Annotated in this window: 13 protein-coding genes; all 13 read right to left on the bottom strand. The window is 59.9% G+C overall.

Annotated features, from left to right (window positions below):
* Window positions 1–17: 17 nt before the first annotated feature.
* Complete coding sequence (gene nuoL / locus AC07OG_RS16945) at window positions 18–1871, bottom strand: NADH-quinone oxidoreductase subunit L (protein WP_060543550.1); 1854 nt, start codon at window positions 1869–1871, stop codon at window positions 18–20.
* Window positions 1868–2176, bottom strand: a complete 309-nt coding sequence (nuoK, locus tag AC07OG_RS16940) for an NADH-quinone oxidoreductase subunit NuoK (RefSeq protein WP_007946416.1) — start codon at window positions 2174–2176, stop codon at window positions 1868–1870. Before nuoK ends, nuoL begins: the two co-directional genes overlap by 4 nt.
* A gap of 2 nt (window positions 2177–2178) precedes the next feature.
* A complete protein-coding gene (gene nuoJ / locus AC07OG_RS16935) occupies window positions 2179–2682 on the bottom strand; it encodes an NADH-quinone oxidoreductase subunit J (protein WP_060543551.1) in 504 nt (167 codons plus the stop codon).
* Between the two features lie 9 nt (window positions 2683–2691).
* On the bottom strand, window positions 2692–3240 hold the full coding sequence (gene nuoI, locus AC07OG_RS16930; RefSeq protein ID WP_060543552.1) for an NADH-quinone oxidoreductase subunit NuoI: 549 nt from the start codon (window positions 3238–3240) through the stop codon (window positions 2692–2694).
* 9 nt (window positions 3241–3249) lie between these two features.
* Window positions 3250–4257, bottom strand: coding sequence for an NADH-quinone oxidoreductase subunit NuoH (nuoH, locus tag AC07OG_RS16925; protein ID WP_034146906.1), 1008 nt, complete (start codon window positions 4255–4257; stop codon window positions 3250–3252).
* Complete coding sequence (gene nuoG, locus AC07OG_RS16920; RefSeq protein WP_495067548.1) at window positions 4254–6968, bottom strand: NADH-quinone oxidoreductase subunit NuoG; 2715 nt, start codon at window positions 6966–6968, stop codon at window positions 4254–4256. Before nuoG ends, nuoH begins: the two co-directional genes overlap by 4 nt.
* 136 nt (window positions 6969–7104) lie before the next feature.
* Window positions 7105–8460 (bottom strand): NADH-quinone oxidoreductase subunit NuoF, encoded by a 1356-nt coding sequence (nuoF, locus tag AC07OG_RS16915; protein ID WP_060543554.1) that lies wholly within the window; start codon window positions 8458–8460, stop codon window positions 7105–7107.
* Window positions 8457–8954, bottom strand: coding sequence for an NADH-quinone oxidoreductase subunit NuoE (gene nuoE / locus AC07OG_RS16910; RefSeq protein WP_008020715.1), 498 nt, complete (start codon window positions 8952–8954; stop codon window positions 8457–8459). The genes nuoF and nuoE overlap by 4 nt, the downstream gene beginning before the upstream one ends.
* A gap of 2 nt (window positions 8955–8956) precedes the next feature.
* The gene (gene nuoC / locus AC07OG_RS16905; protein ID WP_060543555.1) at window positions 8957–10741 is read right to left on the bottom strand and encodes an NADH-quinone oxidoreductase subunit C/D; all 1785 of its coding nucleotides are present in this window, start codon (window positions 10739–10741) and stop codon (window positions 8957–8959) included.
* 72 nt (window positions 10742–10813) lie between these two features.
* Complete coding sequence (locus AC07OG_RS16900) at window positions 10814–11488, bottom strand: NuoB/complex I 20 kDa subunit family protein (protein ID WP_007946424.1); 675 nt, start codon at window positions 11486–11488, stop codon at window positions 10814–10816.
* A gap of 10 nt (window positions 11489–11498) precedes the next feature.
* Window positions 11499–11912: an NADH-quinone oxidoreductase subunit A gene (locus AC07OG_RS16895; protein ID WP_003223812.1), complete on the bottom strand. Its 414-nt coding sequence runs from the start codon at window positions 11910–11912 to the stop codon at window positions 11499–11501.
* A gap of 571 nt (window positions 11913–12483) precedes the next feature.
* On the bottom strand, window positions 12484–13809 hold the full coding sequence (gene aceA, locus AC07OG_RS16890) for an isocitrate lyase (protein WP_034146910.1): 1326 nt from the start codon (window positions 13807–13809) through the stop codon (window positions 12484–12486).
* 470 nt (window positions 13810–14279) lie between these two features.
* Window positions 14280–15041, bottom strand: coding sequence for a secretin N-terminal domain-containing protein (locus AC07OG_RS16885; protein ID WP_495067547.1), 762 nt, complete (start codon window positions 15039–15041; stop codon window positions 14280–14282).
* Between the last annotated feature and the right edge of the window lie 211 nt (window positions 15042–15252).

Here is a 15252-nt window from a genome sequence, read left to right as displayed (position 1 = left end):
AATTCGCAAGGTTCATATCAGACCGCTACCAGCACGACGGCGCCAATTACCAGCACGGCACCCGCAGCCATCGAGGCGGCATACCAACGCAGTTGACCGGTCTCGGTACGGCTCAGGGCGGTGTGACCGCCTTTGGCCATGCGCGGGATCAGACCGATGGTCTGGTCGAGCGGGTCTTTGCGCAGGATGTGGCTGATCGCCAGGTACGGCTTGACGAACAGTTTGTCGTAGATCCAGTCGAAGCCCCAGGCAGCGAACCACCAGGCCGAAAGGAAACGGCCGATGCCGCTGTTGGCGATGGCGGTGACGAAGCGACGCTTGCCGAGGAACAGCAACGCAGCCAGCAGGATACCGGCCAGGGCAATGGCGCCCGAAGCGATTTCCAGACTGTGCTTGGCTTCGCCGCCGGCATGGCCGACGCTTTGCGGCAGCACGCCGTGCAGCGGTGGAACGATCATCGCGCCGATGAAGGTCGACAATACGATCAGCACCGACAGAGGCAGCCAGTGGGCTATACCGTGACCGGCGTGGGCTTCGGTCTTCGCTTCACCGTGGAACGCGATGAAGATCAGGCGGAAGGTGTACAGCGAAGTCATGAACGCGCCGACCAGACCTGCATAGAGCAGACCGTTGTTGCCGCTGGCGAACGCTTCCCAGAGGATTTCGTCCTTGGAGTAGAAGCCTGCGGTGACCAGAGGCAGGGCCGCCAGGGCTGCGCCGCCGACGATGAAGCTGGCGTAGGCCAGTGGCAGTTTCTTCCACAGACCGCCCATCTTGAAGATGTTCTGCTCGTGGTGGCAGGCAACGATCACCGCACCGGAAGCAAGGAACAGCAGGGCCTTGAAGAAGGCGTGGGTCATCAGGTGGAAGATCGCGCCATCCCAGGCACCGACGCCCAGGGCCAGGAACATGTAGCCGATCTGGCTCATGGTCGAGTAGGCGAGGATACGCTTGATGTCGGTCTGAACCAGGGCTGCGAAGCCCGCCAGAACCAGGGTCACGCCGCCAACGATCCCTACAAGATGCAGGATTTCCGGCGCCAGGGTGAACAGGCCGTGGGTACGGGCGATCAGGTAGACACCGGCGGTCACCATGGTTGCGGCGTGGATCAGTGCCGAAACCGGGGTAGGACCTGCCATCGCGTCCGCCAGCCAGGTTTGCAGCGGCAGTTGCGCGGATTTACCGACAGCACCACCGAGCAGCATCAGGGTGGCCATGACCATCCAGAAGTCGCCGGCCTGGAATTTCTGCGGTGCCAGCACCAGCAGTTCCTGAACGTTCAGCGTGCCCAGCTGGGCAAACAGAATGAACAGGCCGATGGCCATGAACACGTCACCGATACGGGTCACGATGAAGGCTTTGAGTGCGGCGTTACCGTTGTTGCGGTTGCTGTAGTAGAAACCGATCAGCAGGTACGAGCACAGGCCCACGCCTTCCCAACCGAAGTACAGGAACAACAGGTTATCGCCCAGGACCAGGAACAGCATGCTGGCGATAAACAGGTTGGTGTAGGCGAAGAAGCGCGAGTAACCGGCTTCACCGCGCATGTACCAGGACGCGAACAGGTGGATCAGGAAGCCGACGCCGACAACCACGCCGAGCATGGTCACGGACAGGCCGTCCAGATACAGCGCGAAGTTCGGCGTGAAGCCTTCCACCGCCATCCACTGCCACAACACCTGGGTGTAGTGACCGCCTTCTGGCGGGGCGACGTTGAATTGCCAGATCACGTAGGCGGTGACGATCGCCGACAGACCGATGGAACCCACGCCGATCAATGCGGCCAGGTTTTCCGAGATGCGTCCACGGGAGAACGACAGCAGCAGGAAACCAATGAGAGGGAATACGAAAGTCAGAAAGAGTAGGTTCATCCGCGCATCTCACTGGCAGCGTCGATATCGAGCGTGTGGAAGCGGCGATACAGTTGCAACAGAATCGCCAGGCCGATACTGGCCTCGGCGGCTGCCAGGCTGATCACCAGGATGAACATGATCTGTCCATCCGGCTGCGCCCAGCGGCTACCGGCAACGATGAACGCCAGTGCGGAGGCATTCATCATGACCTCCAGGCTCATCAGCACGAAAAGGATGTTGCGGCGGACCATCAGGCCGACCAGACCGAGGCAGAACAGGATGCCGGCGACCGCCAGACCATGCTCCATGGGGATAGCAGGCATCGTCATTGCTCCTTGGCTTCGTTGCGGCCCAAGTGGAACGCCGTCACGGCTGCAGCGAGCAGCAACATCGAGGCGAGTTCAACCACCAGCAGGTAAGGACCGAACAGGCTGATGCCCACGGCCTTGGCGTCTACGGTGGTGTGGCCGACGGCTTCACCGCTCTGGTGGGCGAACAGCACGTACAGCAGTTCAGCCAGCAGCAGGGCGCCGAGAATGACCGGACCGAGCCAGATACCGGGCTTGAGCCAGACGCGCTCTTGCTGAACCGAGGCCGGGCCCAGGTTCAGCATCATCACCACGAACACGAACAGCACCATGATGGCGCCAGCGTAGGCGATCACTTCCAGGACACCGGCAAACGGTGCGCCGAGGGCGAAGAACGTCATGGCCACGGCGATCAGCGAAATGATCAGGTAGAGCAGGGCGTGCACAGGGTTGGTGTTGGTGATCACGCGAAGCGTGGACACCACAGCGATACCCGATGCGAAATAGAAAGCGAATTCCATCTTTCTTCCTTAAGGCAGCAAGCTCTTCACGTTGATCGGTTCGGCTTCATTCTGCGCGGAGCCCTTCGGCTTACCGGCAATCGCCATACCTGCAACACGATAGAAGTTGTAATCAGGGTTTTTGCCGGGGCCGGAGATCAAAAGATCTTCTTTCTCGTACACCAGGTCCTGACGTTTGAACTCGGCCATTTCGAAATCCGGCGTGAGCTGGATCGCGGTGGTCGGGCAGGCTTCCTCGCAGAGGCCGCAGAAAATGCAGCGCGAGAAGTTGATGCGGAAGAAGTCCGGGTACCAGCGACCGTCTTCGGTTTCAGCTTTCTGCAGCGAGATGCAACCCACCGGGCACGCCACGGCGCACAGGTTGCACGCTACACAACGCTCTTCACCGTCGGGGTCGCGGGTCAGGACGATACGGCCACGGTAGCGCGGCGGCAGGTAGACCGGTTCTTCCGGGTACTGCAGCGTGTCGCGCTTGCGGAAGGCATGGCCGAAAATCATCACCAGGCTGCGAAGCTGGGTGAAGAAGCCATGCACGATGTCAATTATGTACTTCATGATTCTCTATCCTCACTGAGCCGCGACGGCGGGCGTGTTGAGCAACACGATCGCAGCGGTCACCAGCATGTTGACGAGGGTCAGCGGCAGGCAGAACTTCCAGCTGAAATCCATCACTTGGTCATACCGTGGGCGCGGAATCGAAGCGCGCAACAGGATGAAGATCATGATGAAGAACGCGGTTTTCAGTGCGAACCAGATGAACGGGATCTGCGGCAGGATGCCGAACGGGCCGTGCCAGCCACCGAAGAACAAGGTCACCAGCAGCGCCGAGATCAGCACGATGCCGATGTACTCGCCGACGAAGAACATGCCCCATTTCATGCCGGCGTATTCAATGTGGTAACCGTCTGCCAGTTCCTGTTCTGCTTCCGGCTGGTCGAACGGGTGACGGTGAGTCACGGCCACGCCAGCGATGAAGAAGGTCAGGAAACCAAAGATCTGCGGAATGATGAACCACAGGTTCTGCGCTTGGTATTCAACGATGTCGCGCATGTTGAACGAGCCGACCTGGATCACGATGCCCATCAGCGACAGGCCCATGAACACTTCGTACGACACGGTCTGTGCCGAGGCCCGCAAGCTGCCCAGCAGGGCGAACTTGTTGTTGCTCGACCAGCCGGCGAACAGCACTGCGTAGACCGACAGACCCGCCATGGCGAAGAAGAACAGGATGCCGATGTTGATGTCCGCCACGCCCCAGGTCGGGGTGATCGGGATGATCGCGAAGGCAATCAGCAGGGCGCTCATGGCCACTACCGGTGCCAGGGTGAAGATCATCTTGTCGGCGAATGGAGGCGTCCAGTCTTCCTTGAAGAACATCTTGATCATGTCGGCGGCGATCTGGAACGCGCCGAACGGACCGACGCGGTTCGGACCGTAACGGTCCTGCCAGAGGGCGAGCAAACGACGCTCGACCCAGCTCAGCAGTGCACCGCAAACCACCACGGCAAGCAGAATCACCACGGCCTTGAGGACCGCGATGATGATGTCGATCACTTCAGGAGTGAACCAGGTCATTGAGCTGCCTCCTGCAGACCATCAACGGATTTGCCAAAGATCGCTGGCGGAATGCCGGCGATGCCCGCAGGCAGTGCCACCAGGCCGGCACCCAGCTCTTCGTTGATGCGCAGCGGCAGACGCAGGGTCTGGCCAGCAACGTTCAAGCTGAGCATGGCGCCGTCATTGACACCCAGGCGGTCGGCTTCGGACTTGGCCAGTGCGACGTAGGCAGCCGGAATGCGTTCCTGAACCGGAGCGGCTTTCGAAGAGTTCTCTTCGCTGCCGAACAGGTGGAAGAACGGCACGACTTGCCAGGTGCCCTGGGCCGGGTTGAACGCGCGCGGAACACTGGCGAACCAGTTCAGCGAGTCACCGTTGCTTTCGATCAGGCGGGTGCCCGGGTCGCCAGCGCGGATATGACCACCGACTTCGTCCTGGAACTTGTTCCAGGCTTGCGGCGAGTTCCAGCCCGGAGACCAGGCGAATGGCACTTGCTGACGCGGTTCGGCAGAGCCCGAGTAACCTTCCATGGAGAAGGCGAATGCGGTGTCCTTGTCCTGCGGGGTACGCGGTTCGTGCACGCTGATGTCGGCGCGCATGGCGGTACGACCGGAGTAACGCAGCGGTTCACGGGCCAGTTTCATGCCCTTGATGCGGAACGCGGCGGACGGTGCGGCGTCGACGATGCGGTTCAGGATCGAAGTGCTGGAAGCGACGGCGGCGGTGACGTGGTCCAGTTGGGTCCAGTCGATCGGCTGGTTCAACAGGGTCGCGCGCAGGGCATGCAGCCAGCGCCAGCCTTCGTGAACCAGGATGCTCGCGTCCATGTACTTCGGATCGAAGACCTGGAAGAAACGCTGGGCGCGACCTTCCTGGCTGACCAGGGTACCGTCGCCTTCAGCGAAGCTGGCGGCTGGCAGAACCAGTTGCGCGCGATCGCTGGTGGCGGTCTTCTGATGGTCGGCGACGATCAGCACTTTCGCGGCAGTCAGGGCAGCGTCGACCTTGGCCTTGTCGGTACGGGTGTACAGATCGTTTTCCAGCACGACGATAGCATCGGCTTTCCCGTCGATGATCGCTTGCAGCGCGGCGTCGACCGATTCGCCACCGAGCATGGCCAGGCCGAGGCTGTTGGCCTCTGGCACGATCAGGCTGATGGAACCGTTCTTCTCGCGCAGTTTCAGAGCCTTGGCGATGTTCGCGGCGGCTTCGATCAAGGCTTTGGAACCCAGGGAAGTACCGGCGATGATCAGCGGACGTTTGGCCGCGAGCAGGGCGTCGGCAATGCGCTTGGCCAGCTCGAGGGCTTCAGCGTCCAGGCCTTCAACGGCTGGCGCGCTGGCGTCGAGGGCGTGAGCCACGGCGAAACCGATGCGGGCCAGGTCGTCTGGAGCGGCGTGTACGCACTCTTCAGCAATGTCGTCGAGCTTGGTTTCAGCCAGACTGGCGATGAACAGGGGGTTCAGCGCGTGCTGACCGATGTTCTTCACCGCGGCGTCGAGCCAAGGCTGGACGCGCATGGCGTCGGCCATGTCTTCGGCCTTGCCCTTGACCGATTGACGCAGGGACAGGGCCATGCGCGCAGCAGTCTGGGTCAGGTCTTCACCGAGAACGAAAATAGCATCGTGGTCTTCGATGTCGCGCATGTTCGGCACAGGCAGCGGGCTGTCTTTGAGCACCTGCAGGACCAGGCGGATGCGTTCCAGTTCGGACGCTTCGATACCGGAGTAGAAGTGCTCGGCGCCGACCAGTTCGCGCAACGCGTAGTTGCTTTCGAGGCTGGCGCGGGGCGAACCGATACCGACGATGTTGCGACCGCGCAGCAGGTCGGCGGCTTTATCCAGCGCTTCGTCCAGGCTCAGCTTGGCGCCGCCCGCCAGCAATGGCTGACGCGGACGGTCTTCGCGGTTGACGTAGCCGTAGCCGAAACGGCCACGGTCGCACAGGAAGTACTGGTTTACCGAACCGTTGAAACGGTTTTCGATGCGACGCAGTTCGCCGTAACGCTCGCCCGGGGAAATGTTGCAACCGCTGGAGCAGCCATGGCAGATGCTCGGCGAGAACTGCATGTCCCACTTGCGGTTGTAGCGCTCGGAGTGAGTCTTGTCGGTGAACACACCGGTCGGGCAGACCTCGGTGAGGTTGCCGGAGAACTCGCTTTCCAGGGTGCCGTCTTCAACGCGACCGAAGTACACGTTGTCGTGGGCACCGAACACACCGAGGTCGGTGCCGCCGGCGTAGTCTTTATAGAAGCGCACGCAGCGGTAGCAAGCGATGCAGCGGTTCATCTCGTGGGAAATGAACGGGCCCAGTTGCTGGTTCTGGTGAGTACGCTTGGTGAAGCGGTAACGGCGCTCGTTGTGGCCGGTCATTACCGTCATGTCTTGCAGGTGGCAGTGACCGCCTTCCTCACAGACCGGGCAGTCGTGAGGGTGGTTGGTCATCAGCCATTCGACAACACTGGCGCGGAACGCCTTGGATTCTTCATCTTCGATGGAAATCCAGGTGTTGTCGGTGGCAGGCGTCATGCAGGACATGACGATACGACCACGGGTGTCGTTCTCGTCGGTGTACTGCTTGACCGCGCACTGGCGGCAAGCGCCAACGCTGCCAAGGGCAGGGTGCCAGCAGAAATACGGAATATCGAGGCCCAGAGACAGACATGCCTGTAACAGGTTGTCTGCCCCATCGACTTCGAGCGCTTTGCCGTCTACGTGGATAGTGGCCATGGTTCAAAGTTCTTCGTTGGCCCGGTGTCAGCGGGCGTGGCTAATGGAATCTTGTTGTGCGCGTGAATCAACACAGCCGTTAAAGGCGTCATCACACGAAAAGCGAAGGGCACGGACCCTTCGCTTTTTTAAGCGTTTACGCGCCGACTACGATCGGCCTTGCCAGAGGCGGGACGGCGGCGCTGACTGGCGCGATACCGGCTTCGAACTCATGGCGGAAGTATTTGATTGCGCTGCCCAATGGCTCCACGGCGCCCGGTGCGTGAGCACAGAAGGTCTTGCCCGGGCCGAGGAAACCGACCAGACCCAGCAGGGTCTCGATGTCGCCTGGCTGGCCTTCACCGTTCTCGATCGCCATCAGGAGCTTGACGCTCCATGGCAGACCATCGCGGCACGGGGTGCAGAAACCACAGGATTCGCGGGCGAAGAACTGCTCCATGTTGCGCAGCAGGGACACCATGTTGACGCTGTCGTCCACCGCCATGGCCAGGCCGGTACCCATACGGGTGCCCACCTTGGCGATGCCGCCGGCGTACATTTGTGCGTCGAGGTGTTCCGGCAACAGGAAGCCGGTACCGGCGCCGCCTGGTTGCCAGGCCTTGAGCTTGAAGCCGTCGCGCATGCCGCCGGCGTAGTCTTCGAACAGCTCGCGACCGGTGACGCCGAATGGCAGTTCCCACAGGCCCGGGTTCTTGACCTTGCCGGAGAAGCCCATGAGCTTGGTGCCCATGTCTTCACTGCCCTCGCGTGCCAACGATTTGTACCAGTCCACGCCGTCGGCAATGATCGCCGGCACGTTGCACAGGGTTTCAACGTTGTTCACGCAGGTCGGTTTGCCCCACACGCCAACGGCGGCAGGGAAGGGCGGCTTGGAGCGCGGGTTGGCGCGGCGACCTTCGAGGGAGTTGATCAACGCGGTTTCTTCACCGCAGATGTAACGCCCGGCGCCGGTGTGGACGAACAGCTCGAAATCGAAGCCGCTGCCCAGAATGTTTTTACCCAGCAGGCCCGCTGCCTTGGCTTCTTCCACGGCACGGTTGAGGTGCTTGGCGGCGGTGGTGTATTCGCCACGCAGGAAGATGTAGCCACGGTAGGTTTTCAGTGCACGGGCACTGATCAGCATGCCTTCGATCAGCAGATGGGGCAGTTGCTCCATCAGCATGCGGTCTTTCCAGGTGTTGGGCTCCATTTCATCCGCGTTGCACAGCAAGTAGCGGATGTTGATGGATTCGTCCTTGGGCATCAGGCCCCACTTCACGCCCGTGGGGAAGCCTGCACCGCCGCGACCTTTGAGGCCGGAATCTTTCACGGTCTGGACGATATCGTCCTGAGCCATGTCGGCAAAGGCCTTGCGCGCAGCGGCGTAACCGTTCTTGGCCTGGTACTCGTCGAGCCATACGGCTTCGCCGTCGTCACGCAGACGCCAGGTGAGCGGGTGAGTCTCGGCCGAACGCTTGATGCGGTTGGCCGGGCCGAAAGAAGTCAGGGTCATACGTAGCCCTCGAGCAATTTGGCAACGCCTGCTGGCTGCACATCACCGAAAGTGTCGTCGTCGATCATCAACGCCGGCGCCTTGTCGCAGTTGCCGAGGCAGCAGACCGGCAGCAGGGTGAAACGACCGTCGGCGGTGGTTTGACCCAGGCCGATGCCGAGCTTGCTCTGGATTTCGCTGACAACCGACTCGTGGCCGCCGATGTAGCAGACCATGCTGTCGCAGACGCGAATGATGTGACGGCCGACCGGCTGACGGAAGATCTGGCTATAGAACGTCGCCACGCCTTCTACGTCGCTGGCCGGGATGCCGAGGATTTCGCCGATGGCGTACAGGGCGCCATCCGGCACCCAGCCACGTTCCTTCTGGACGATCTTCAGGGCTTCGATGGACGCCGCGCGCGGGTCTTCGTAGTGATGCAACTCGTGCTCGATGGCCGAGCGCTCGGTTTCACTCAAGGTGAAACGGTCTGTCTGGATAAGCGTGCTGTTCATGCTTAGCGGTCCACGTCGGCCATAACGAAATCGATACTACCCAGGTACGCGATCAAGTCCGCGACCATGCTGCCTTTGATCACCGAAGGGATCTGCTGCAAGTGCGGGAAGCTTGGGGTACGAATCCGGGTGCGGTAGCTCATGGTGCCGCCATCGCTCGTCAGGTAATAACTGTTGATGCCCTTGGTCGCTTCGATCATCTGGAAGGATTCGTTGGCCGGCATGACCGGGCCCCACGAAACTTGCAGGAAGTGCGTGATCAGGGTCTCGATGTGTTGCAGGGTGCGCTCTTTCGGTGGCGGCGTGGTCAGCGGGTGATCCGCCTTGTACGGGCCTTGCGGCATGTTGCGCATGCACTGCTCGATGATCTTGATGCTCTGGCGCATTTCTTCGACACGTACGATGCAACGATCGTAGGCATCGCCATTGGCGGCCAGCGGCACTTCGAATTCGAAGTTCTCGTAACCGGAGTATGGACGCGCTTTACGCAGGTCGAAGTCGCAACCGGTCGAACGCAGGCCGGCACCGGTGACGCCCCATTCCAGGGCTTCCTTGGTGTTGTAGGCGGCGACGCCGATGGTGCGGCCACGCAGGATGCTGTTGTCCAGTGCGGCTTTCTGGTATTCGTCCAGACGCTTTGGCATCCACTCGACGAAGTCTTTCACCAGTTTTTCCCAGCCGCGCGGCAGGTCGTGGGCGACGCCACCGATGCGGTACCAGGCCGGGTGCAGGCGGAAACCGGTAATGGCTTCGATCACCGTGTACGCCTTCTGGCGGTCGGTGAAGGTGAAGAACACCGGGGTCATGGCGCCGACGTCCTGGATGTAGGTACCCAGGAACAGCAGGTGGCTGGTGATCCGGAAGAACTCGGCCATCATGATGCGGATGACGTCGACCTTCTCTGGCACCTTGATGCCGGCCAGCTTTTCGACCGAGAGCACGTACGGCAGGTTGTTCATCACGCCGCCGAGGTAGTCGATACGGTCGGTGTACGGGATGAAGCTGTGCCAGGACTGACGCTCGGCCATCTTCTCGGCGCCACGGTGGTGGTAACCGATGTCCGGAACGCAGTCGACGATCTCTTCACCGTCCAGCTGCAGGATGATGCGGAACGCACCGTGCGCCGAAGGGTGGTTAGGGCCGAGGTTGAGGAACATGTAGTCCTCGTTCGCGCCGGAACGTTTCATGCCCCAGTCTTCAGGCTTGAAGCGCGCAGCTTCTTCCTCGAGTTGTTGCTTGGCCAGGGTCAGGCTGAACGGGTCGAATTCGGTGGCGCGCGCCGGAAAATCCTTGCGCAGCGGGTGACCTTCCCAGGTGGGCGGCATCATGATGCGCGTCAGGTGAGGGTGGCCTTTGAAGTCGATGCCGTACATGTCCCAGACTTCACGCTCGTACCAGTTGGCGTTCGGCCAGATGCTGGTGACGGTCGGCAGGCTGAGGTCGCTCTCGGACAGGGCGACCTTGATCATGACGTCGCTGTTACGCTCGATCGACATCAAGTGATAGAACACGGAGAAGTCGGCGCCGCTTGGCAGCCCTTGACGCTTGGTGCGCAGACGCTCGTCCACGCCGTGCAGGTCATAGAGCATGACGTACGGCTTGGGCAGGTTACGCAGGAAGGTCAGGACTTCGACGAGTTTGGCGCGGGCAACCCAAAGCACCGGCATGCCGGTGCGGGTAGGCTGGGCGGTGAACGCCTCCGGGCCAAAACGGTTGTTCAGTTCGACGACCACATCCTGGTCGTCTGCCTTGTAAGGCGGGATGTACAGAGCACTGCCTGTAGTCATGGTTATTTATCGCTTTCGGTCAACGTAAAGAATGAAGCCAGTGTCTCGTTCTATCAAAGAAGCAGATCTGGATCAGACTTCGTCGGGGCTGCGCAGGTTGGTGACTGCGATTCGCTGTTCGCGGCGCTTTTCCTTCTCGGAAGGCATCTCGGCGCGGTAGACGCCTTGATCACCAACGACCCAGGAAAGCGGACGACGCTCCTGTCCAATCGACTCCTGCAACAGCATCAGGCCTTGCAGGAAAGCTTCAGGACGGGGCGGGCAGCCAGGCACGTAGACGTCCACGGGCAGGAACTTGTCCACCCCTTGAACGACAGAGTAGATGTCGTACATGCCACCGGAGTTGGCGCACGAACCCATGGAAATTACCCATTTCGGTTCGAGCATTTGCTCATAGAGACGCTGAATGATCGGCGCCATCTTGATGAAGCAGGTACCAGCGATAACCATGAAATCCGCCTGGCGCGGCGACGCCCGGATAACCTCGGCGCCAAAGCGCGCGATGTCGTGGGGCGCCGTGAAGGCGGTGGTCATTTCCACGTAGCAGCACGAAAGACCGAAGTTATAGGGCCACAGGGAGTTCTTGCGCCCCCAGTTGATCGTGCCGTTAAGCACGTCTTCGAGCTTGCCCATGAAGATGTTTTTGTGGACTTGATCTTCTAACGGATCGGAAACGGTTTCCCGTTCGCCAATCGGATACTGCTCGTTAGGAGCATCGGGGTCGATCCTGGTGAGATTGTATTGCATTGCCAAAGCCTCATTGTTTCAGCTTCGCTTGCCGCTTGCGCCGAGCTTCCGGAGCCCAGTCAAGGGCGCCCACTCGGAATAGGTAGACAAGGCCTGCCAACAGAATTGCTATGAAAACGAGAGCTTCGACGAATCCGGTCCAGCCGCTTTCGCGGACGGACACAGACCATGCAAAGAGAAAGAGGGCTTCGATATCGAAGATCACGAAGAGCATCGCGACCAGATAGAATTTTGCCGAGAGCCGCAAGCGGGCGCCACCTGTAGGTAGCATGCCGGACTCGAACGGTTCGTTTTTGCTGCGGCCCCAGGCTTTTGACCCGAGGAGGCTTGAGACGCCCAGCATGAAGGCACAGAGGCCGACGACGCCTAGAAGGAAAATGGCAAAGCCCCAGTTGTGGGCCATGAGTCCTGTCGCTTCGGGCATGCTGGTAATCCTTAACAGAGAGCAAAGGTCTCTGAGCTTGAAAAAGTAACAAAGCAGTGACGATATGTCGCAGCAATCAATCCCGCTGATTTTATGGCTAAACACCCGGCAAGTAAAATTCCTATAGCGAAATTTATTATAGGAATAAGGACATTCTGAGCCTTTGGAGCCCTGTAGCCCTTGCGATGCGGGCATTAGCCGGCATTTGGGGAATTATGTTTTGTTTGGAATGTAACGAACATGGTTTTTGCTAAATGATAATCAGTATTGTTTGGGCTGGTTTTTAAAGTGTTTAACTGGTTTATGGTGGGGAAGTTGTCTTACATGCGCATAACTGTAGGAGCTGTCGAGTGAAACGAGGCTGCGATCTTTTGATTTTTTACAAGCAAGATCAAAAGATCGCAGCCTCGTTTCACGAGACAGCTCCTGCGGTGAGGTATGGATGCAGGGTTTGTGGTGTTTGAGGAATCGCAAGCAAAAAAAACGCCCCGAACCAGTCGGGGCGTCAGATGTGCAGCGCTGCGGTTAGCTTTTCAGTCGGTCCGCAGCGGCCGTGTACTCAAGAAGCAGATCAGTGGAACTGTTCTTCTTCAGTCGAACCGGTCAGCGCGGTGACCGAAGACGAGCCACCCTGGATCACGGTGGTCATGTCGTCGAAGTAGCCGGTGCCCACTTCCTGCTGGTGAGCCACGAAGGTGTAGCCCTTCGAAGCGTCAGCGAATTCCTGCTCTTGCAGCTTCACGTAGGCAGTCATGTCGTTGCGGGCGTAGTCGTGCGCCAGGTTGAACATGCTGTGCCACATGTTGTGAATGCCGGCCAGTGTGATGAACTGGTGCTTGTAGCCCATGGCGGACAGTTCGCGCTGGAACTTGGCGATGGTCGCGTCGTCCAGGTTTTTCTTCCAGTTGAAAGAAGGCGAGCAGTTGTAGGACAGCAGTTGGTCCGGGTATTCCTTTTTGATCGCTTCAGCGAAGCGACGAGCCTCGTCCAGGTCTGGCTTGGCGGTTTCGCACCAGATCAGGTCGGCGTACGGAGCGTAAGCCAGGCCGCGAGCGATCGCCTGGTCCAGGCCAGCGCGCACTTTGTAGAAGCCTTCCTGGGTACGTTCGCCAGTCACGAATGGCTGGTCGTACGGGTCGCAGTCGGAAGTCAGCAGGTCGGCGGCGTTAGCGTCGGTACGAGCCAGGATGATGGTCGGAGTACCGGCAACGTCAGCCGCCAGACGGGCAGCGGTCAGCTTCTGTACGGCTTCCTGGGTAGGAACCAGTACCTTGCCGCCCATGTGGCCGCATTTCTTCACGGAAGCCAGTTGGTCTTCGAAGTGAACGCCAGCGGCGCCTGCTTCGATCATGCTCTTCATCAGCTCGTAGGCGTTCAGTACGCCGCCGAAACCGGCTTCGGCGTCAGCCACGATAGGTGCGAAGTAGTCGATGTAGCCGTCGTCGCCCGGGTTCTTGCCGGCTTTCCACTGGATCTGGTCGGCGCGACGGAACGAGTTGTTGATGCGCTTGACCACGGTTGGAACCGAGTCCACCGGGTACAGCGACTGGTCCGGGTACATCGATTCGGCGGAGTTGTTGTCCGCAGCAACCTGCCAGCCCGACAGGTAGATCGCCTGGATACCGGCTTTAACTTGTTGTACAGCCTGGCCGCCGGTCAGGGCGCCCATGCAGTTGACGAAATCTTTCTCAGGACGGAAGGCTGGCTTGGCACCCTGGGTCACCAGGTTCCACAGCTTCTCGGCGCCCATTTTTGCAAAGGTGTGCTCAGGTTGAACCGAGCCACGCAGACGGACGACGTCAGCAGCGGAGTAAGTGCGTGTCACGCCTTTCCAGCGCGGGTTTTCAGCCCAGTCTTTTTCGAGGGCTGCAATTTGCTGTTCGCGTGTCAGTGCCATGGAGATAAACCTCGTCGCGTCTTTATGAAAAGTTGTTCTGCGGTGGAAAATTCCTGCGCTCGCTGACCAGAAGCTCAATGGTTCGGTCGGATTCGGCGGGGCTGACGACGGGGTGGACGATGACTCGGGGGGAAGAGAGCAGGTAGAGGCGAACTGCGGGCGCATTCGGGCATCGTGGGCCTTGGTACGAACATCAGTGTGCTGCCGGGTTACCTATTAGCTTCCGTCCCTCGGGACAACTTCGTTCCAGTCGGCAACCTCGTCAAACACACCTTGTGGGCGGTACAGACACGAAGCGGATCGCGGGGTAGCTGCGAGACATCGCTTCGAAGGCCCTTGCCAGGGCCCCTGGTTAGCGGGAGCGAGGCCATCATGCCTTTGCTTTTTTGGCGCGTCAAACGTTTTGTAGTGCTTTTTTTCAAGCACTACATTTTTCGGTGAATGCGACTCGTCAGTCAGTTTTTGGGACGTTAGTCCAAAGTGTCGACTTTCACCCGCACAGTCATGTCATTGCGGCTCTGAGTCGCGTAGTTACGGGTCATGCCCTGTTTGTCGGCCTGCGTCTGGCCATTCATGCCGGCCAGCAGGATCCATTCACCCAGGCGCCCGGTGACTGTCGTGTCGGTACTTTGCACGTTCACTACATCGGGACGTTCCTGGCTCATGCGGTCACGATTGGTACTGATCGACAGGTGAACGATGTCACCGGTGATGCTGGCGGTGACGTAGAAGCCCTGGGTGACGTTGCGGTATTCGGTCTGGCTGCGCAGGTCGCCGTAGGAGTCGGTCTGGCTGCTGGTCAGCGGGATGCTCTGGCCGACCTGGATCAGCGCCGGCGCGCCTTCACTGGCCTGGATTTGCTGGATGCCACCGTCGCGGCTGTCGGTGCCATAGCTGATGATCCGGGTCTTGCCCGGTTTGGCGCCGTTCACCGAATAACCCTGACCACCCTGAACGTTGTTTTCGTTGGTGTCGACAGTGATCAGCAGGCGTTTGGGGGCGGTGTCGAGTTGGCTGAGCAGGGCTTTAAGTTCGTCGATCTTGCGCTGATCGGCGTTGACAATGAGCTGATTGCCGTAGGCGCTGACCTGGCCGTCCTTGCCGATATAGTCTTGGGCGACCGGCAGCATGTCGGCGCTGGTGTGATATTTCAGCGGCACGATTTCCGTGGCTGCCATGACCGAAAAGCTGCTGGCTACCAACAGTGTGGTGAGCAGGGTGCGTAGGGACATATCCGTTATCTCCGCAATCAAAGGCTTGATGTTGCCAGTTTGTCGGCCTGGCGGGGCGGTAGTTGAATCCTAGACGGCAAAACGCCCCGGCATCTGAAGATGGCGAGGCGTTTTGATGGTGTTCACATATTGCTTTTGTGGCGAGGGGGCTTGCCCCCGTTGGGCTGCGCAGCGGCCCTGAAAATACTGGGGCCGCTGCGCGACCCAGCGG

Source organism: Pseudomonas sp. GW821-FHT09H03 (genome assembly GCF_059415945.1).
The sequence above is the reverse complement of the archived record's forward strand: the minus strand, read 5'-3'. Positions and strand labels throughout refer to the sequence as shown.

Excerpts from the sequence above, each read along its gene's own strand:
- nuoK (WP_007946416.1), bottom strand. The coding sequence starts at position 2,176 with ATGCCTGCTATCCCCATGGAGCATGGTCTGGCGGTCGCCGGCATCCTG.
- nuoE (WP_008020715.1), bottom strand. The coding sequence starts at position 8,954 with ATGAACAGCACGCTTATCCAGACAGACCGTTTCACCTTGAGTGAAACC.
- aceA (WP_034146910.1), bottom strand. The coding sequence starts at position 13,809 with ATGGCACTGACACGCGAACAGCAAATTGCAGCCCTCGAAAAAGACTGG.
- nuoH (WP_034146906.1), bottom strand. The coding sequence starts at position 4,257 with ATGACCTGGTTCACTCCTGAAGTGATCGACATCATCATCGCGGTCCTC.
- nuoC (WP_060543555.1), bottom strand. The coding sequence starts at position 10,741 with ATGACTACAGGCAGTGCTCTGTACATCCCGCCTTACAAGGCAGACGAC.
- AC07OG_RS16895 (WP_003223812.1), bottom strand. The coding sequence starts at position 11,912 with ATGCCCGAAGCGACAGGACTCATGGCCCACAACTGGGGCTTTGCCATT.
- nuoL (WP_060543550.1), bottom strand. The coding sequence starts at position 1,871 with ATGAACCTACTCTTTCTGACTTTCGTATTCCCTCTCATTGGTTTCCTG.
- AC07OG_RS16885 (WP_495067547.1), bottom strand. The coding sequence starts at position 15,041 with ATGTCCCTACGCACCCTGCTCACCACACTGTTGGTAGCCAGCAGCTTT.
- nuoJ (WP_060543551.1), bottom strand. The coding sequence starts at position 2,682 with ATGGAATTCGCTTTCTATTTCGCATCGGGTATCGCTGTGGTGTCCACG.
- nuoF (WP_060543554.1), bottom strand. The coding sequence starts at position 8,460 with ATGACCCTGACTTCTTTCGGCCCGGCCAACCGCATCAAGCGTTCGGCC.
- nuoG (WP_495067548.1), bottom strand. The coding sequence starts at position 6,968 with ATGGCCACTATCCACGTAGACGGCAAAGCGCTCGAAGTCGATGGGGCA.
- AC07OG_RS16900 (WP_007946424.1), bottom strand. The coding sequence starts at position 11,488 with ATGCAATACAATCTCACCAGGATCGACCCCGATGCTCCTAACGAGCAG.